Below are 17957 nucleotides of genomic sequence, written 5' to 3'. Positions count from 1 at the left end.
GTGACGACATTCAGGTTTTTTGCGTAATCAACCCGTCAGCCCGGAACATGCTGCGAATACCGCGCACGGCCTGACGGATGCGGTCCTGGTTCTCGATCAGGGCAAAGCGCACGTGGTCGTCGCCGTATTCACCAAAACCGACACCGGGCGACACGCAGACCTTGGCTTCGGCGAGCAGCTTCTTGGCAAACTCCAGCGACCCCAGGTGCGCGTAAGCATCGGGAATCTTCGCCCAGACGTACATCGACGCTTTCGGGTTTTCGACCATCCAGCCCAGTTCGTGCAGGCCTTTGACCAGCACGTTACGACGCTGGCGGTACTGCTCGGCGATGTCGAGCACGCACTGTTGATCGCCTTCCAGCGCAGCGATGGCGGCGACTTGCAGCGGCGTGAACGTGCCGTAGTCGTGGTAGCTCTTGATCCGCGCCAGTGCATTGACCAGCTCGGGGTTGCCGACCATGAAGCCGATGCGCCAGCCCGCCATGTTGTAGCTCTTGGACAGGGTGAAGAATTCGACGGCGATGTCCTTGGCGCCCGGCACCTGCATGATCGAGGGGGCTTTCCAGCCGTCGTAGACGATGTCGGCGTAGGCCAGGTCGTGAACCACCAGCACGTCGTACTGTTTGGCAAGGGCAACGACGCGCTCGAAGAAATCCAGCTCGACGCATTGAGCGGTCGGATTGGACGGGAAACCCAGAATCATCATCTTCGGCTTGGGGATCGAGCCGCGAATGGCTTTTTCCAGCTCGGCGAAGAAGTCCACGCCCGGCACCAGTGGCACGGAGCGCACCTGAGCGCCGGCGATCACGGCACCGTAGATGTGAATGGGGTAACTGGGGTTCGGCACCAGAACGGTGTCGCCCTGATCCAGCGTGGCGAGCATCAGATGCGCCAGGCCCTCTTTGGAGCCGATGGTGACGATAGCTTCGTCTTCGGGATCGATGTCCACGTCGTAGCGTTTTTTGTACCAGCTGGAAATCGCCCGACGCAGACGCGGGATGCCACGCGAAGTCGAGTAGCCGTGAGTGTCTTCACGTTGGGCGACGGTGATCAGTTTCTCGACGATGTGCGGCGGCGTTGCCCCATCGGGGTTGCCCATGCTCAAGTCAATGATGTCCTCACCACGACGACGCGCAGCCATTTTCAGCTCGGCGGTGATGTTGAACACGTAAGGGGGGAGTCGATCGATGCGCGCGAAACGGCGCGGCGAACCTTGGTCTGCCATGGAAACCTCTGAAGACGTAAGCGCCCGGAACCGTCCGAGCGACGCTGGCCACTGCGGTGGCTTAAGGCGGAAGATACGGGCGGCGAAGGCGGTTTGTCTACAGCGAATTCGGCTACAAACGACCATTAGTGGGACCGGCTTTAGCCGGGAAGGCGTAGGAGGTCGTGACGCAAATCAAGGGCGCACACGCTGAGTACCTGTCTGCCACATCACCGTCACTCGATGATCTGCCGCAGTCCAAACAGCAGCAAAAAATGCACCGGATAAATCAGGTACGCCCACCGCCGCATCGGCCACACACTGAATGCCGGGCGCCCGCGCAGAATCGCTAATCCCAGCAGCGGCGCCAGCAGACAGGCCGCCAGCGCGCCAATGGAAATCGGGTCGCCCCACAGCATGCCGTCGATAATCTTCGGCCACTCGTTGCTCAATAAACAGACAATTCCCGGCACAACCGCCAGCCACAGCGAAGTCCGCAACACGAGCACAAACGCCAAAGGCAGCAGAACCCCATACATGCCGAACATCAACTGCGGCCCAAACACAACACCAATAGCCAAGGCAGCGATACCCAGCACCCTCCCCGACCATGACCGACTCAACCCACCCTGCGCGACCAGCAAACCCAGCGCCAACGTCGGCAGCACGTTGAGCGTAGTGACCTCACCCGCCATGTAGATCCTGTACGGCAGCTCCGCGACCACAGAAAACACCGCCAGCCAGGTCAGATATTTCCACTTAACCGGAGTCTCAACATCACGCCGGCCAGTGCGTACGACGTTGACCGCAATCGCCAGGCAAAACCACGGAAATGCCAGACGTCCCGGCACGTACAGCCAATTGGCGTGCCAGCCGACGTAGCGCAGGTGATCCATCACCATGCTCAGCATAGCCAGCCACTTGAGCAGGTCCAGCGCGCGATCCCGCACGGGTGTAGTTGTTGATTTGGTTTCGGTCATATTGCTTCGCTGTCTGGCTGAATTTTCTGACGCAAGAATGCATGACCAAACCGATCAACTTTGGTTACAGTCGCAGCCTTCGATTACAGGGAACCGGCCATGTCAGACCAAAGCCAGCAGTTTGCCAGCGACAACTATTCGGGAATATGCCCGGAAGCGTGGGCGGCCATGGAGCAAGCCAACCACGGGCACCAGCGTGCCTATGGCGACGACCAGTGGACAGCGCGCGCGGCCGATCAATTCCGTCAGTTGTTCGAAACAGACTGCGAGGTGTTCTTCGCCTTCAACGGCACGGCGGCCAACTCCCTGGCGCTGTCATCACTCTGCCAGAGCTACCACAGCGTCATCTGCTCGGAAACCGCCCACGTCGAAACGGACGAATGCGGCGCACCGGAATTTTTCTCCAACGGTTCCAAACTGCTGACCGCACGCAGCGAGAACGGCAAGCTGACGCCTGATTCCATCCGGGAAGTCGCGCTCAAACGCGCCGACATCCATTACCCGAAACTCCGCGTCGTCACGCTGACCCAGGCCACCGAGGTGGGCAGCGTGTATCTGCCGGAGGAACTCAAGGCGATCAGCGAGACCTGCAAGGAGCTGGGCCTGAACCTGCACATGGACGGCGCCCGCTTTGCCAATGCCTGCGCGTTCCTCGGTTGCTCGCCTGCCGAGCTGACCTGGAGAGCGGGGGTCGATGTGCTGTGCTTCGGTGGCACCAAAAACGGCATGGCAGTGGGCGAGGCGATTCTGTTCTTTAACCACAAGCTCGCCGAAGACTTCGACTATCGCTGCAAACAGGCCGGCCAACTCGCCTCAAAAATGCGTTTCCTGTCGGCGCCGTGGGTGGGTTTGCTGGAAAACGACGCCTGGCTCAAACACGCACTGCACGCCAACAGCTGCGCGCAGTTGCTGGCGGATCTGGTCAAAGATATTCCCGGCGTCGAATTGATGTTCCCGGTGCAGGCCAACGGCGTTTTCCTGCAATTGTCGGAAGCGGCCATTGCCGCGCTGACTGCGCGAGGCTGGCGCTTCTACACCTTCATCGGCGTCGGCGGCGCGCGCTTCATGTGCTCGTGGGACACCGAAGAAGCGCGCGTCCGGGAACTGGCAGCGGACATTAGGTTGGTGATGGGGAGCTGAAAGCAACTTGCTCGTCACTGGTAGGTGCAGTCCATCCGCAGCCTGCAAATGGACTGAACCGGTGCCTCACCCCTGAGCAATCACCTTCTCGATCACTTCAACCGTCGCGCTGACCTTATCTTCATAGCGGTTCAGCGCTTCGGCGTGTTGCTGCTTGAGTTCGATCTGCTTCGAGCACAGATTCAGCGCCGCCAGCACCAGCAAACGGTCGCCGATCAGCGTCGGGTAACTGCGCTTGGTTTCGAACAGTGCCGATTTCAGCATCGACACGGCGTCCATCAAGGTCTGCTCTTGCCCGGCAGGTGCCTTGATAGTGTAGTCGTTGCCCAGGATCGAAATAACCTTGGCGCCGTCCTGATCCGTGATCATGCGTCGACCGCGCTGACGCTGGTGGCGCGATCAACCAGCGCTTGAATACGCGCAGCCGTCGCACCCTGCTTTTCTTCCTGTTCCATCAGACTCAACTGCAGACTGTCGTTGTCATCCCTGGCTTGTTTCAACTCTTCGGCGAGTTGCGCGTTCGTGTTCTGCAGCTCCTGATTGTGCTGTACCAGGTCACTGACGAGCTTTTCCAACTGGCTTAGGGATGCTTCCAACATTTTGATTCTCAGGCAAATTTCAAAGGGCGCGTACGATAAAGAAAAGTCACTTTAGCTACCAGTGAAATCAGGGCATCCAAGCCGCTACACCGACCAACAAGCATCTCTACCACTCTATTCCGCAAACGCATATCGGCCCTGATTGACTCCATTTTTGCGATCTTGTTCCTGCTGTTCGTCAGATCATCCGGCTGCGACATAACCGCACAGCGCAGACCAGTGGCATCAAGTCCCCACAGGGCCGACCGATAACCCATGCATCTCTGACACTTCTATCTTTCGCCTCGCATGGATCGCGGCCTCCCTGGAACCGTAATGTCCCTACGTAATTTGAATATCGCGCCCCGCGCCTTTCTCGGCTTTTCCGTCATTGGCCTGCTGATGCTGATTTTGGGCATCTTCGCCCTGTCACAAATGAACAAGATCAACACCGCCAACGTTGCCATGGCCACCAACAGTATGCCGAGCATCAAGGCGCTGGATAAATTGACCGAAGGCAGCATTCGCCTGCGTGTTCTGTCCTATCGCCTGATGCTCAACCGCGACCCCGACACACTGCAGAAAACCACTGAATTGTTTGCCATGCGCAACAAGCAGATCGACGATGCCCGGGCCATCTACGTCAAGCTGATTTCCGAGCCGGCGGAGCAGTCGGCCTACGACCAGTACGTGCAGTTGCTCAACGACTATCGCCAACTGGAAAGCCGCATGAAGTCGCTGAGTCAGGCCAACGACATGACCGAGCTGACCCGTCTGCTTAGCGCCGATCTGCAGACCAACTCGGACCAGATGAACGTGGTGCTGGCCAAGCTGATTGAAATGAACACCCAACAGGTCAATGAAGCCAGTGCGACGGCCACTCAACAGTACTCGACGGCTTTCACGATGGTCGTCACGCTGCTGATCATTGCCACCGTGCTGACCTTGCTGTTCGCCTGGCTGCTGACCAACAGCATCACCCGCCCTATCGCATCGGCATTGAACGCCGCTGAAGACATTGCCGAAGGCGACCTGACGCGCACCATCATGGTGGACGGTACTGACGAAGCGGGCCGCTTGCTGGCCGCAATGTTGAAGATGCAGTCCAGGCTGCGCGACACCCTGCAGCGCATTTCCGGTTCAGCGACCCAGCTCGCTTCGGCAGCGGAAGAGCTGAACGCTGTCACCGACGAAAGCGCGCGCGGCCTGTCCCAGCAGAACAACGAAATCGAACAGGCCGCCACTGCGGTCAACCAGATGACCAGTGCCGTGGAAGAAGTCGCACGCAACGCGGTGAGCACTTCGGAAGCGTCGAAAAACGCCACCACGTCCGCCAGCGATGGCCGTGACCTGGTGCAGGAAACCGTCAGCGCCATCGAACGCATGAGCACTGACGTGCAGAGCACGTCCACGTTGATCGGCAATCTGGCGGACGAGTCCCGTGACATCGGCAAGGTGCTGGACGTGATTCGCGGTCTGGCGGATCAGACCAACCTGCTGGCGCTCAACGCCGCGATCGAAGCGGCCCGCGCAGGTGAAGCCGGTCGCGGGTTTGCGGTGGTCGCCGACGAAGTTCGCGCTCTCGCCCACCGCACCCAGCAGTCGACCAGCGAAATCGAGCGCATGATCGGCAGCATCCAGGGCGGCACCGAACAGGCCGTGAATTCCATGCGCAGCAGCACCGAACGCGCCGAATCCACCCTGAACATCGCTAAGGGCGCCGGCCTTGCGCTGGACACCATTAACAGCGCCGTTGTGGAAATCAACGAACGCAACCTGGTCATCGCCAGCGCGGCGGAAGAGCAGGCCCAAGTCGCTCGGGAAGTGGACCGCAACCTGGTCAACATCCGCGACCTGTCGACTCAGTCGGCGACCGGGGCCAATCAGACCAGCGCTGCCAGCAACGAGCTGTCGCGTCTGGCTGTGGATCTGAACGGGATGGTTGCGCGCTTCAAAGTTTAAAAGACGTTACAGAGCCGACTCGAAACCGGGTCGGCTCATTAAGACGCGGGGAGAGTTCGACGCCCGCGTCAGACCTCAATACTCAATCCGCACATCCCCCTTCGGCACGCTGCAGCACGCCAGGATGTAGCCTTCGTCTACGTCGTCATCGGTGATGCCGCCGTTGTGCTCCATCTCGACCTCCCCGCTCAGTTTCATCACCTTGCACGTCCCGCAGATGCCCATGCCACAGGCCTTGGGAATCATCAGGCCAAGCTTGGCAGCCGCCGCATGGACGGTTTCGCCTGGCGCGACGCGGATGCTCTTGCCGGTGTCGGTGAATTCCACCTGATGTAATTCAGCGACATCCAGATCCGGCGCATCGGCGGCCTGTTCGGCGTGCTCCACTGCGTCGGCGCGGGCTTCCGGCGGCGTCGCGCCAAAGGATTCTTCGTGGTACTGCGCCATGTTGAAACCGTTGGCTTCAAGCAACCGCTTCACCGCACTCATGTACGGCGTCGGTCCGCAGCAGAACACCTCGCGCCCCATGAAATCCGGCGCCATCAGTTCGAGCATCTTCTGGTTCAGATAACCGCGATAACCCGCCCAGGGCTCGCCCAACCCGTGTTTTTCACAGACGATGTGCAGGGCGAAGTTGTTGATTCGCGATGCCATCTGCTCCAGCTCACGGTGGTAGATGATGTCTTTCGGCGAGCGCGAACTGTGCACGAAGACCATGTCGACGTTGGCGTTGGTGTCGTAGTACCAGCGCGCCATGGACATGACCGGCGTGATGCCGACCCCGCCGCTGAGGTAGAGGATTTTCGGGTTCGGGAAGTCGATGGCGTTGAACAGCCCGACCGGGCCGTGCACGGCCAGCTCCTGACCTTCGTGCAACGTGTCATGCAGCCAGTTTGAAACCTTGCCGCCGGGCACACGCTTGATGGTAATGGAGAAGCTGTACGGCACCGAGGGCGAACTGGAGATGGTGTACGAGCGCATGATCGGCGCGCCGTCGATTTCCAGCTCCAGCGTGACGAACTGACCGGGCTTGAAGAAGAACAGAATCGGCTGATCGGCCATGAAGCAGAACGTGCGCACGTCCCAGGTTTCCTGGATCACTTTGACGACCCGCACCAGATGGCGGCCGTTGGCCCACGTCTGGGTGTTGACCGGGCTGAGGAAACTCTGGGACATACTCACTCTCCACGGCCGACGGTCGGCCTCTTATGGTGGCGATTCTGCGTAACGCGCGAGCCGCCTATTTACCTATCAGCGACATTCACATACTTATGGCGACCAGCCCCGATCTATAGGGGTCGGGCCGTCGGAAACGGATTCGGCCATGTCGCCCATGGATAAGGTTCAGGTCGCGCCCGGCTCCACACTCGCCATCAATTCACTTACAGATTCTTTATCCATCGGCCTGAGCGTCAGAAATCACTGCCGCCTCGCGTGCTTCGCTACACACCCACCGTATCAGCCACATTCGTAGACTGCGCAAAGCGCGGCCTGAGGACTTGAAAGATGGACGTCACCGCAACTCTGAGCTTGGGCGATCCGCTGGAACCTGCGCGCAAGGCGACTGCCGAGATGCTGCATACCCGCGAGCGCACTTACTCGCTGCCGCAGCCTTTCTACAGCGATGAGCGGCTGTTTGAAATCGACATGCAGGAAATCTTTCAGAAAGAGTGGCTGATCGCGGGCATGACCTGCGAAGTGCCGGCCAAGGGCAACTTCCTCACCCTTCAAATTGGCAAGAACCCGATCCTGGTCGTGCGCGCGCCGGACGGATCGATCAATGCGTTCCACAACGTCTGCCGTCACCGTGGCTCACGCCTGTGCACCAAGGAAAAAGGCAAGGTCGCCAAGCTGGTTTGCCCTTACCACCAGTGGACGTACGAACTCGACGGGCGTCTGCTGTACGCGGGGACCGAGATGGGTGCGGACTTCGACATGAAGCAGTTCGGCCTCAAGCCGGTGCACTGCAAGGTCGCGGGCGGGTACATCTTCATCAGCATGGCGAGCAATCCGCCTGCCATCGACGCGTTCCTGCAGACGCTGAACCACTACATGGAACCGTACGACATGGAAAACACCAAGGTGGCGGTGCAAACCACCTTGATTGAAAAAGCCAACTGGAAGCTGGTGCTGGAAAACAACCGCGAGTGCTACCACTGCAATGCGTCGCACCCCGAACTGCTGAACACCTTGCTGGAGTGGGACGACGTCACTGACCCACGCGCCGATCAGGCCTTCAAGGACCACGTCGCTGCATCTGCCGCCGCTTGGGAAGCCGAAAAAATTCCGTTTGCCCACGCCAGCTTTGGCCTGCGCAACCGCATCGTGCGCATGCCGCTGCTCAAAGGCACCGTCTCGATGACGATGGATGGCAAGCAAGGCAGCAAAAAGCTGATGGGGCGCATCCAGAACCCGGACCTGGGCTCGATGCGCATCCTGCACCTGCCCCACTCATGGAACCACTGCATGGGCGACCACGTGATTGTGTTCACCGTGTGGCCGATCAGCGCGCAGGAAACCATGGTCACCACCAAATGGCTGGTGCACAAAGATGCCGTCGAAGGTGTGGATTACGACGTCGCACGCCTGCGTGAAGTCTGGGACGCCACCAACGACCAGGACCGTAGACTGGCCGAAGAAAACCAGCGCGGCATCAACTCCATCGCTTACCAGCCGGGGCCGTATTCGAAGACTTACGAGTTCGGCGTGGTGAACTTCATCGACTGGTACAGCGCCAAATTGCTGGAAAACATGGGCGCCGAGCCTGCTTCGTACCTGAAGGGCGTGGCGGTTAACCACGAGTAGGGTTTTACCTGTCGGATTTAAGCTGGCACCTTCGCGGGCAACCGCGTTTCTACAGACATTCGAGCTGTAGGAGCGCGCTTGCCCGTGATGCGTTTTGGGTGAGTGATGAAATCAGCGTGGGGCTCTACGGATCTGCGCGCTCTGTGCTGTTTTCATTACGACTTTCAACGACACCTGCTCATTTTTTGAGCATATCGCTCAACGCGCCGGATTCAGGGGCCCAACCCTGACCGCGAACATGTTATCCACAGAAGCACCAACAGCCTATGTGCGTAAGTCTGCCCATCGCTGTGGAAAAGCGTGCAATGCGCGTGGTAATGACGGTCAGAGACGCAAACGGACGCGCTAGCGCTGTTATTGATTAAAATTTGACCACCACTCCACAGACCCCGGAATACGGGTGCTACAGCGGATCACAAACATCTTATCCACACGCCCGCACACAGAGAATGTGGGTAAGAACATAGACCGCGAGGCCTGCGTTGTGGAAAAAACCTCTAAAAATCCGCGAGATAGAGTGATCAAAAATCAACCATCCGTTTCAAAGCCACATCAACAAAGGGCTGTAGCGATACGCGAACAGTTTATCCACAGGCGGATCAACAGCGATTGTGGGTAATACCGAAACTTACAAACCGAATCAGACGCGTCTGACATTCATACCTTTTGTTGAGCGGTAGACTCCTGCCGATCATTGATTTGGAGTGGCCAAAAATGACATCAAGAGTCCGGTTTTCTGAGCAGGTTGTTTTGCGGGCAAACGCTCAGCTCATACAACAACGCGGACGACCTACCCGCCTTCCTCGGGAGCTGCTGGGTATCGTGACCTACAGACCCAGAACGCTTCAGGAGATTAAAAGCGCATTCGCCTCCGCCTACGCAAAAATGCAGAGAACCTGATGACCATGGCGAGAGGAGGCTACAACTACCTCTATATGGCACTCGTTGCGGATGAGAGCGACATTCTGGGCAAGCTTGCTTATTCGAGCTACAAGCGGCAGAAAATCGAGTACATCCAGGCTTTCATCGCGAAGCACGGAGAGGATCCGAAAGACTCCGATCTAACGGCTTTCCATGACATCAGCAACAACGCTTCGCAGCTGGATGTTTACAGAAACCAGGCGGCCCAGTTGGCAGTGAGTTTTCTGGAAACATCATTCGCGAATGAAGCAAAAGAGCTTGAGGAGCTGTACTCAGCCAAGGCGAATAACGAGATCCGATCATTCAGACCCGGATTCTGGTCAGGCGTGTCTCAAAGCGTCGTTGGCTCAGGCTGTTTCGTCCTGCTGGTTGGGTGCTTGGTGTTCTTTACCTGGAGCCTCAAACAAGGACCTCGGCAGGTCATTGAACACGTTTTCGATGTGGCGATTATTGATGTCCCCTTAGCGGAGCAAGCCGTTGAAAGCCGGTTGCCCGAGGAATCACCTCCAAATGAAAAAGGCGCCACTTAGGACGCCTTCCTCAATGCTGAAACGCACTCAACGAACCACCCCCTCCTCCACCAGCAACTTCAAAATCGCCGCAGCACCTTCCTGAGCGCTCACCCCCTTGATCACCTGCCCGCCGCCTCCGCTCGCCTTCGCCGTGGCGGCCTTCATGCGATCAGCGCCGCTTTTGGCTTTGATGACCTTCAAGCGTTTTGGCCGAGGTTTCGCGGGCGTCAGTTCTGCGTCGGCAAACACTTCGTCGATGACCACCTCGATCTCTTCCACATCCAGCAAACCGCGCTGCGCCGGGCCGTAAGCGCTTTGGCGAGGTTTCGGTGCGGCGTTATCCACAGTCGCCAGAAACGGCAGTCGGACCTTGAGTCGGCGGCGCTGACCTCGGGGAAGCGCCTGCAGCACTTGGGCACTGCCGTTGCTCATGGACTCGACCTCGGCCAGGCCCACCACCAGCGGCCAGCCGAGCGTTTCAGCCAGCAAATACGGGAGCATACCGGAACCTTCACCCGTCTCGGCCTGACTGCCGGTCAGTACCAGCTGCACGCCCGACTCGCGAATGTAATCCGTCAGCCCAGGCAACGCGTCCGCACCCGGCGGCTGAGTCAGCACGTGGAGTTCGTCCACGCCCATGCCCAGATAGCCACGTAATGCAGGTTCTTCGGCGTCACCCGCATGTAGTACGTGCAAGTTATCCCCAGCCAGTTGCAAACCCAGTTCAACGGCACGGGCATCCTGCTCGGCGCGACGCGGCCGTCCCGACGTCGGGTGCGCACCGACAGAGACGAGGCTGATCACGTGCAGAGCACCTTTATCCACAGAGACCTCCATTTCAGGCTGCATCGCGCTTCGCCCCATTCCGGTAACCGTCGACCGCCTCAATCAACGCTTCGAGAATGGCGGAGCTCTCTCCGATCACCGACAGATCGGCCCGCTTAATCATGTCGCAGGTCGGATCGAGGTTGATCGCCACGACCTTGTCGCAGGCGCCAATGCCCTGCAAATGCTGGATCGCACCGGAAATCCCTACCGCCACGTACACCCGGGCAGTGACCCAAGTGCCCGACGCGCCAACCTGGCGATCCCGGGTCATGAAGCCATCGTCGACGGCCACACGGGAAGCGCCTTCAGTTGCGCCCAGCGCGACAGCAGTGCGGTGAAACAGCGACCAATCCTTGACCCCGTTACCACCCGAAAATATGAATTCCGCTTCGGACATGGGGATAAGTGCCGGATCGACTGCCACAGCGCCAAGGTCTTCAATGCGCGGCGAGCTGCGCGCGACAGCTGTGGATAACTCCACGGGCAATGCTTCGTGCCGGGTCTCACTGACCGGTTCGGCACATTCCGCCTGGGCGAGGATCAAACGTGACACGGGGCGCGACAGGTCTTGCGCACCAGCGCCTGCGCGGCCTAGGCACTGTTCGCCAGCCACTTGCCAGACGCGTGTCGACGGCCGCTCTCCCAGACTTGCCGCAAAACGGCGTCCCAACTCTCCCCCGCCGTTTCGGCTGTCGGGCAGCAACCAGTGATGGGGGTCGAACTGGTTATCCACAGCCCGTAAACCCTGCACCCGTTGCTCGGGCGAATAACCACTGAACGCATTGCCTTCCAATATCAACAGACGATCGACGCCAGCGGTGTCGAACGCCGTCTCTTTGTGCTCGCCAAAAATCACCGCCAGGACAGCGCCCTCGTTGCCAGCCAGCCCATGGGCCAAGCCCAGCAGATCGCGGTCGTGGCTGCTCAAACGGCCACCAACCATGTCGGGAACGACAGCGATGTAGAAGGCTGGCGTGGCAATCCGATGCAGTGGCAATTGCACGTCCACCGATGCCGAGCGTTTGACCGCGCCGCCTTGTTGCGCCCCGCTTCGATCGATGCGCTTAACGCCGTTGGGACCGATAAAACCGATGCCATGCACATTTTTACGCAGCACCCCGTTGGGGCCCATCCAGCTGGTTTGAGCCGGTTGCATGGCAGCGTGCAAGGGATGCAGGCGATTTCGTGCAATCCATTCAACGCGCGGGTCGCGGCGGATAATGTCGCTCATCAATGCGCCTCCGCAGGTTCACGTCGGGCCGCTGCCGGTTTTACAGGTGCGGTTTCCTCAAGCAGTGCATCAGCAACGAGTTCGGCGATGTCCTTGATCATCGGTCGCGGCTCGACCACGCCTTCGAGCATCGCAGTGCACTGTGGACAACCCACGGCCACCAGCTCAGCGCCGGTCTCGCGGATGTCATCCATGCGCATGTCAGGGATCCGCTGCTTGCCCGGAATGTCGGTGATCGGCGCGCCGCCACCGCCGCCGCAGCAGCGTGAGCGGAAACCGGACCGCACCATTTCCTTGACCTCGATGCCCAGCGCACGCAGCACATCGCGGGGCGCCTGGTACTCGCCGTTGTAACGGCCGAGGTAGCACGGATCGTGATAGGTGACGCTGGCGCCTCTGTGCGTACCCAGATTCAATGCGCCGTTGCCGATCAGCTCGGCAAGATAGGTGCTGTGATGCTGTACGACGTAGTGACCGTCGAACGCACCGTATTCGTTTTTCAGCACATGAAAGCTGTGCGGGTCGCAGGTGACGATGCGCTTGAAGTCATACTGGGCCAGCGTCTGAATATTGCGTCTGGCGAGCATCTGAAAGGTAGCTTCATCGCCCAGGCGACGGGCCACGTCGCCGCTGTCGCGCTCTTCGAGACCCAGCACGGCAAAGTCGACGTTTGCGGCTTTCAGCACCTTGACGAAGGCGCGCAAGGTGCGCTGATTGCGCATGTCGAACGCGCCATCGCCGACCCAGAACAAGACGTCCACGGTCTTCTTGTGGCTCATGACGTCAAGGTTGAGGTCTGCCGCCCAGTTCATGCGCCCCCCCGGAGCGAAGCCGCCCGGGTTGTCCGTCGCTATGAGGTTTTCCAGGACCTCGGCGCCCTTGTTGGGCGTTGCGCCTTTTTCGAGGGTCAGATGACGGCGCATGTCGACGATCGCGTCCACGTGCTCGATCATCATCGGGCACTCTTCCACGCAGGCACGGCAGGTCGTGCACGACCACAGGGTGTCGGCGTCGACCAGCCCGTTGACGATGGGTTGATGGGGGTTGCCGCCATGCTCGCCGATAGGCTTGCCTTGGCCGTCAAGGGACGGATAGGGGCTTCCCGCAAAGTTTGCATCAGTGCCGCCCGCCAGCCCGACGACCATGTCCTGTATCAGTTTCTTCGGGTTCAGCGGCTGACCTGCGGCGAAGGCCGGGCAAGCAGCTTCGCACTTGCCACACTGCACGCAGGCGTCAAAACCGAGCAGCTGATTCCAGGTGAAGTCCTTGGGCTTCTCCACACCCAGTGGCGCGGTCCTGTCTGTCAGATCGAGGGGTCTCAGCCCTGTGGAGCGGCCACCACCGAAGCGCTCGGGGCGACGGTGCCACGCCAGGTGCAGCGCGCCGGCGAAGGCGTGTTTCATCGGGCCGCCCCAGGTCATCCCGAGGAACAATTCACAGACGCCCCACAGCACGCCAATCCCCAGAATGATCGCCAGCAACCAGCCACCGAAGTTCGCCGGCAGCACGCCCGCGACGGGCAGCGTGACGATAAAGAACGAGCCCGAGAACGCCAGCAGGCTTTTCGGCAGGCGCATCCACGGGCCTTTTGACAGGCGGCTCGGCGGCTGACGACGACGCAGGTACATGAAGATTGCACCAACGAACATCACCGCCGACATCAGCAGCAGCGCGTAGCCGAGGACCCGGTTATGCAAGCCGAAGCCGTGCACCAGAATCGCAAGGATGATCGACGCGACCGCGCCGCCCGCTGTGGCCACGTGGGTGTTGGCGATGTATTTGTCCCGCGCAACGACGTGGTGCAAATCGACCATGTAGCGCTTGGGCATGGCCAGCAATCCGCCGAGCAGATCGACCTTGGCGGCACGCCCGTTGCGCCACAGGCTCACCCGCCGCAACGCGCCAAGGACCGCGAGGCCCAGGGCAGCGAAAAGCAGGATGGGAAGAAGGGTGTTTAACATGTGGAGCTCCCAAAGACTCAGGGTCTTGCAGGTCGGGATGCCTTACTCGATTCCTGCAGGAGTGAGCTTGCTCGCGAACCTGTACTGACATTCAGCATGGATGTCGACAGACCCGCCGCTTTCGCGAGCAAGCTCACTCCTACAGGGTTGTGTGCCGGCCGCTAGAAATCCTTGCACAGCCTGAGTGCGTCATAGATCGCCGCATGGGTATTGCGTTGAGCCACGCAATCGCCAATACGGAACAGCAGATACCCGTCACCCGGCTGACTCAACGACGGCTGCGGCTGAATCGCGAACAGGGCGTCGATGTCGATCTGGCCTTTGTTGCGCGAACCTTCCTTCATCCCGTAATAGAGCGCTTCGTCAGGACGCACGCCGTTCTCGACCACCACTTGATCGACTACCCGCTCCTCTTTGGCGCCGGTGTATTCGTTCTCCAGCACCGCTACGAGCTTGTCGCCCTCGCGGTAGACCTTTTCCAGCATCATGTCGCCGGTCATGATCACTTCTTTGGGGTACATGCTGCGGTAGTAGGTCGGGAACGACGTACCACCGATGGCTACGCCGGGCTTGATGTCGTCGGTAACGATCTCGACCTGGCAGCCTTTGTCCGCGAGGAAATCGGCCGTGGACATCCCGGTGAACTCGCAAATGGTGTCGTAGACCAGCACGTTCTTGCCCGGCGCAACTTTGCCGTCGAGGATGTCCCAACTGCTGACGACCAAGCCTTCAGCGGCGCCCCAGTGCTCGTTCTGCTCAATGAACGGATGACCGCCCACCGCCAGCACAACTACGTCAGGGCGCAGGTCCATGATGGTCGCGATGTCTGCCGCCGTGCCCAAACGCAGATCGACTTTCAAACGCGCCAGCTCCAGCTGAAACCAGCGCGTGATGCCGGCAATCTGGTCGCGCTGCGGTGCTTTCGAGGCCGTGGTGATCTGCCCGCCGATGGCGTCTTTCTTCTCGAACAAGGTCACGTCATGGCCCCGCTCGGCCGAGACGCGCGCCGCTTCCATTCCCGCAGGCCCTGCACCGACGATCACCACCTTGCGCTTCACGCCGGTGGTCTTTTCGATGATGTGCGGCACGCCCATGTATTCGCGGGACGTCGCGGCGTTCTGAATGCACAGCACATCCAAACCCTGGTACTGACGGTCGATGCAGTAGTTGGCACCGACGCACTGACGAATCTGATCGACCTGGCCCATTTTGATCTTGGTGATCAGGTGCGGGTCGGCGATGTGCGCGCGGGTCATGCCGACCATGTCGACGTAGCCGCCTTCGAGAATGCGGGTCGCCTGATTCGGGTCCTTGATGTTCTGCGCGTGCAGCACAGGCGCCTTGACCACTTCCTTGATGCCGGCCGCCAGGTGCAAAAACGGCTCCGGTGGATAACTCATGTTCGGGATGACGTTGGCGAGGGTGTTGTGCGTATCGCACCCCGAACCCACGACCCCGATGAAGTCGATCATGCCGGTCTGGTCGTAATACTTGGCGATCTCTTTCATGTCCTCGTGGCTCAAGCCATCCGGGTGAAACTCGTCGCCGCAGATACGCAGGCCGACGCAGAAGTCTGGACCGACTTCCTTGCGCACCGCCTTGATCACTTCCAGGCCGAATCGCATGCGGTTTTCGAAGCTGCCGCCCCATTCATCAGTGCGCTTGTTGACCCGCGGGCTCCAGAACTGGTCGATCATGTGCTGGTGAACAGCCGACAGTTCGACACCGTCCAGACCACCGGCCTTGGCCCGTGCCGCTGCGCTGGCGTAGTTGCCGATCACGCGCCAGATTTCTTCAGGCTCGATGGTCTTGCAGGTCGCGCGGTGTACCGGCTCGCGGATGCCCGAAGGCGACAGCAGCGTTGGCCAATGATCGCCGTCCCAGCGGGAGCGACGGCCCATGTGGGTAATCTGGATCATGATCTTGGCGCCGTGCTTGTGCATGGCGTCAGCGAGGTTCTGGAAGTGCGGAATGATCTTGTCAGTCGCCAGGTTGACCGATTTCCACCAGCCTTGCGGGCTGTCGATGGCCACGCTGGACGAGCCGCCGCAGATGGCCAGACCGATGCCGCCCTTGGCTTTCTCCTCGTAGTACTTCACGTAACGGTCGGTAGTCATGCCGCCGTCGGTGGCGTAGACCTCGGCGTGCGCGGTACTCAATACGCGGTTGCGTATGGTCAATTTACCGATCTGAATCGGTTGAAACATCGCTTCGAAAGCCATGACGGAAACCTCGACTTACAACGGCTTGACGACAAACAGGCCGTCGTCGTGGCCTTCTTCCGACCCGCCGTAAACCTGCTCGGCCACGGTGCGGATTTTGCTGCCGCTGGCTTCCAGCACTTGGTCCATGGCGCCCGCGAACCAGCCGGTGAACATGTAATCGACCTTGCGCCCCACTTTGCCGTAGACGTATACGAAGGCCGAGTGCTCGAGCTTGACGCTGGCGGTGCCTTTTTCCAGATCGATGTCCTGAATCTTGAACAAGCCCCAACCGCGCTGGGACAGACGATTCATGTAGTGCTCGAACACCGCAACGCCTTCGATGCCATGGCATTCGGCTTCTTTCTCGCACCAGTGCCAGGCGGACTTGTAGCCGGCCTTGTAGAGGATCTCGGCGTACGCCTCGGCGCCCAGCACTTCTTCGATGCCCATGTGGTTGTTGACGAAGAAATGGCGCGGCACGTACAGCATCGGCAGGGCGTCGGAGGTCCAGACACCGGTCTCGCTGTCGACTTCGATTGGCAATTGCGGGGCGATCTTGGCCATGGAAACTTAACTCCGGAAAATTCGAGTGGATGCCCTCTCCACGAGGGGGAGAGGGAAAAATTCAGTGCTCGGCGCGTGGGGCCGCAGGCTTATTCGCCCCAGACATCGCCCAGGATGCGAACCCAGTTTTCGCCCATGATCTTGCGCACCACGCGCTCGGAGTGGCCGCGTTTGAGCAGGGTTTCGGTGAGGTTCGGGAATTCGCCGACGGTGCGGATGCCCAGCGGGTTGATGATCTTGCCGAAGTTGGTCAGGCGGCGGGCGTAGCCTTTGTCGTGGGTCAGGTATTCGAAAAATTCCTGGCCGTGACCCTGGGTGAAGTCAGTGCCGATGCCAATGGCGTCTTCGCCGACGATGTTCATCACGTATTCGATGGCTTCGGCGTAATCGTCGATGGTCGAATCAATGCCCTTGGCCAGAAACGGCGCGAACATGGTCACGCCGACAAAGCCGCCGTGATCGGCGATGAACTTCAGCTCGGCATCGGATTTGTTGCGCGGGTGTTCTTTGAGGCCCGAAGGCAGGCAGTGGGAATAGGTGACCGGCTTCTTCGATTCGAGGATGACTTCCTCGGAGGTCTTTGAACCGACATGGGAGAGGTCGCACATGACGCCGACGCGGTTCATTTCCGCGACGATTTCACGACCGAAACCTGACAGGCCGCCGTCGCGCTCGTAGCAGCCGGTGCCCACCAGATTCTGGGTGTTGTAGCACATCTGCACGATGCCCACGCCCAGCTGTTTGAAGATCTCGACGTAGCCGATCTGGTCCTCGTAAGCATGGGCATTCTGGAAGCCGAACAGGATGCCGGTCTTGCCAAGCTCCTTGGCCTTGCGGATGTCGGCCGTGTTGCGCACCTGGATGACCAGGTCGCTGTTTTCACGAATCAGTTTCTGGCTGGACGCGATGCTGTTGACGGTCTGTTGAAAACCTTCCCACACCGAAACTGTGCAGTTGGCCATGGTCAGGCCGCCCTTGCGCATGTCCTCGAACAGCTCACGGTTCCATTTGGCAATGATCAACCCGTCAATGACGATGCTGTCGGCGTGTAATTCGGCTGGGCTCAT

At 59.7% G+C, this 17957-nt stretch carries 15 protein-coding genes; 4 read left to right on the top strand and 11 right to left on the bottom strand.

Going from position 1 to position 17957, the window contains the following annotated elements; translation table 11 throughout:
• Positions 1-10: 10 nt before the first annotated feature.
• Both alaC and QWI20_RS19560 read right to left on the bottom strand, forming a co-directional pair.
• Positions 11-1225, bottom strand: a complete 1215-nt coding sequence (alaC, locus tag QWI20_RS19565) for an alanine transaminase (RefSeq protein WP_369306836.1) — start codon at positions 1223-1225, stop codon at positions 11-13.
• 215 nt (positions 1226-1440) lie between these two features.
• The gene (locus tag QWI20_RS19560) at positions 1441-2184 is read right to left on the bottom strand and encodes a TraX family protein (RefSeq protein ID WP_369306835.1); all 744 of its coding nucleotides are present in this window, start codon (positions 2182-2184) and stop codon (positions 1441-1443) included.
• 99 nt (positions 2185-2283) lie between these two features.
• On the opposite strand from QWI20_RS19560, the gene QWI20_RS19555 reads away from it, so the two are divergent.
• The gene (locus tag QWI20_RS19555) at positions 2284-3324 is read left to right on the top strand and encodes a low specificity L-threonine aldolase (protein ID WP_369306834.1); all 1041 of its coding nucleotides are present in this window, start codon (positions 2284-2286) and stop codon (positions 3322-3324) included.
• 66 nt (positions 3325-3390) lie between these two features.
• On the opposite strand, the gene QWI20_RS19550 is transcribed toward QWI20_RS19555, so the two are convergent.
• Positions 3391-3693 (bottom strand): cell division protein ZapA, encoded by a 303-nt coding sequence (locus QWI20_RS19550; RefSeq protein WP_369306833.1) that lies wholly within the window; start codon positions 3691-3693, stop codon positions 3391-3393.
• Complete coding sequence (locus QWI20_RS19545) at positions 3690-3923, bottom strand: hypothetical protein (RefSeq protein ID WP_065991261.1); 234 nt, start codon at positions 3921-3923, stop codon at positions 3690-3692. The genes QWI20_RS19550 and QWI20_RS19545 overlap by 4 nt, the downstream gene beginning before the upstream one ends.
• Before the next feature lie 315 nt (positions 3924-4238).
• Between QWI20_RS19545 and QWI20_RS19540 the strand changes: the two genes are divergently transcribed.
• The gene (locus QWI20_RS19540; protein WP_369306832.1) at positions 4239-5864 is read left to right on the top strand and encodes a methyl-accepting chemotaxis protein; all 1626 of its coding nucleotides are present in this window, start codon (positions 4239-4241) and stop codon (positions 5862-5864) included.
• 75 nt (positions 5865-5939) lie between these two features.
• On the opposite strand, the gene gbcB is transcribed toward QWI20_RS19540, so the two are convergent.
• Positions 5940-7040 carry a glycine-betaine demethylase subunit GbcB gene (gbcB, locus tag QWI20_RS19535; protein ID WP_369306831.1) on the bottom strand — a complete coding sequence of 367 codons (1101 nt, stop codon included), beginning with the start codon at positions 7038-7040 and terminating at the stop codon, positions 5940-5942.
• Between the two features lie 330 nt (positions 7041-7370).
• Between gbcB and gbcA the strand changes: the two genes are divergently transcribed.
• Both gbcA and QWI20_RS19525 read left to right on the top strand, forming a co-directional pair.
• Entirely contained in the window at positions 7371-8669 is a 1299-nt protein-coding gene (gbcA, locus tag QWI20_RS19530) for a glycine-betaine demethylase subunit GbcA (RefSeq protein WP_369306830.1), read from the top strand.
• 899 nt (positions 8670-9568) lie between these two features.
• The gene (locus tag QWI20_RS19525; protein ID WP_369306829.1) at positions 9569-10120 is read left to right on the top strand and encodes a hypothetical protein; all 552 of its coding nucleotides are present in this window, start codon (positions 9569-9571) and stop codon (positions 10118-10120) included.
• Positions 10121-10147: 27 nt separating this feature from the next.
• Here the strand turns inward: QWI20_RS19525 and QWI20_RS19520 are convergent, their stop codons facing one another.
• The 6 genes from QWI20_RS19520 to QWI20_RS19495 all read right to left on the bottom strand — a co-directional run bounded on the left by QWI20_RS19520 (position 10148) and on the right by QWI20_RS19495 (position 17957).
• On the bottom strand, positions 10148-10951 hold the full coding sequence (locus QWI20_RS19520; protein ID WP_369306828.1) for an electron transfer flavoprotein subunit beta: 804 nt from the start codon (positions 10949-10951) through the stop codon (positions 10148-10150).
• Complete coding sequence (locus tag QWI20_RS19515) at positions 10941-12161, bottom strand: electron transfer flavoprotein subunit alpha/FixB family protein (RefSeq protein WP_369306827.1); 1221 nt, start codon at positions 12159-12161, stop codon at positions 10941-10943. The genes QWI20_RS19520 and QWI20_RS19515 overlap by 11 nt, the downstream gene beginning before the upstream one ends.
• Positions 12161-14122, bottom strand: coding sequence for a dimethylglycine demethylation protein DgcB (dgcB, locus tag QWI20_RS19510; RefSeq protein ID WP_369306826.1), 1962 nt, complete (start codon positions 14120-14122; stop codon positions 12161-12163). The genes QWI20_RS19515 and dgcB overlap by 1 nt, the downstream gene beginning before the upstream one ends.
• Positions 14123-14283: 161 nt before the next feature.
• Complete coding sequence (dgcA, locus tag QWI20_RS19505) at positions 14284-16344, bottom strand: dimethylglycine demethylation protein DgcA (RefSeq protein WP_369306825.1); 2061 nt, start codon at positions 16342-16344, stop codon at positions 14284-14286.
• 15 nt (positions 16345-16359) lie between these two features.
• On the bottom strand, positions 16360-16890 hold the full coding sequence (locus tag QWI20_RS19500; protein WP_065991251.1) for a 4-vinyl reductase: 531 nt from the start codon (positions 16888-16890) through the stop codon (positions 16360-16362).
• Positions 16891-16979: 89 nt separating this feature from the next.
• On the bottom strand, positions 16980-17957 hold the full coding sequence (locus QWI20_RS19495) for a dipeptidase (protein WP_074886739.1): 978 nt from the start codon (positions 17955-17957) through the stop codon (positions 16980-16982).

The sequence above is a fragment of the Pseudomonas sp. W2-17 genome, from assembly GCF_041060445.1.
GTDB lineage: Bacteria > Pseudomonadota > Gammaproteobacteria > Pseudomonadales > Pseudomonadaceae > Aquipseudomonas.
This window is presented reverse-complemented; position numbering and strand designations above follow the sequence as displayed.

Coding starts and splice junctions, on each gene's coding strand:
- alaC (WP_369306836.1), bottom strand. CDS start 1,225: ATGGCAGACCAAGGTTCGCCGCGCCGTTTCGCGCGCATCGATCGACTC.
- QWI20_RS19560 (WP_369306835.1), bottom strand. CDS start 2,184: ATGACCGAAACCAAATCAACAACTACACCCGTGCGGGATCGCGCGCTG.
- QWI20_RS19555 (WP_369306834.1), top strand. CDS start 2,284: ATGTCAGACCAAAGCCAGCAGTTTGCCAGCGACAACTATTCGGGAATA.
- QWI20_RS19550 (WP_369306833.1), bottom strand. CDS start 3,693: ATGATCACGGATCAGGACGGCGCCAAGGTTATTTCGATCCTGGGCAAC.
- QWI20_RS19545 (WP_065991261.1), bottom strand. CDS start 3,923: ATGTTGGAAGCATCCCTAAGCCAGTTGGAAAAGCTCGTCAGTGACCTG.
- QWI20_RS19540 (WP_369306832.1), top strand. CDS start 4,239: ATGTCCCTACGTAATTTGAATATCGCGCCCCGCGCCTTTCTCGGCTTT.
- gbcB (WP_369306831.1), bottom strand. CDS start 7,040: ATGTCCCAGAGTTTCCTCAGCCCGGTCAACACCCAGACGTGGGCCAAC.
- gbcA (WP_369306830.1), top strand. CDS start 7,371: ATGGACGTCACCGCAACTCTGAGCTTGGGCGATCCGCTGGAACCTGCG.
- QWI20_RS19525 (WP_369306829.1), top strand. CDS start 9,569: ATGACCATGGCGAGAGGAGGCTACAACTACCTCTATATGGCACTCGTT.
- QWI20_RS19520 (WP_369306828.1), bottom strand. CDS start 10,951: ATGCAGCCTGAAATGGAGGTCTCTGTGGATAAAGGTGCTCTGCACGTG.
- QWI20_RS19515 (WP_369306827.1), bottom strand. CDS start 12,161: ATGAGCGACATTATCCGCCGCGACCCGCGCGTTGAATGGATTGCACGA.
- dgcB (WP_369306826.1), bottom strand. CDS start 14,122: ATGTTAAACACCCTTCTTCCCATCCTGCTTTTCGCTGCCCTGGGCCTC.
- dgcA (WP_369306825.1), bottom strand. CDS start 16,344: ATGGCTTTCGAAGCGATGTTTCAACCGATTCAGATCGGTAAATTGACC.
- QWI20_RS19500 (WP_065991251.1), bottom strand. CDS start 16,890: ATGGCCAAGATCGCCCCGCAATTGCCAATCGAAGTCGACAGCGAGACC.
- QWI20_RS19495 (WP_074886739.1), bottom strand. CDS start 17,957: ATGAGCCCAGCCGAATTACACGCCGACAGCATCGTCATTGACGGGTTG.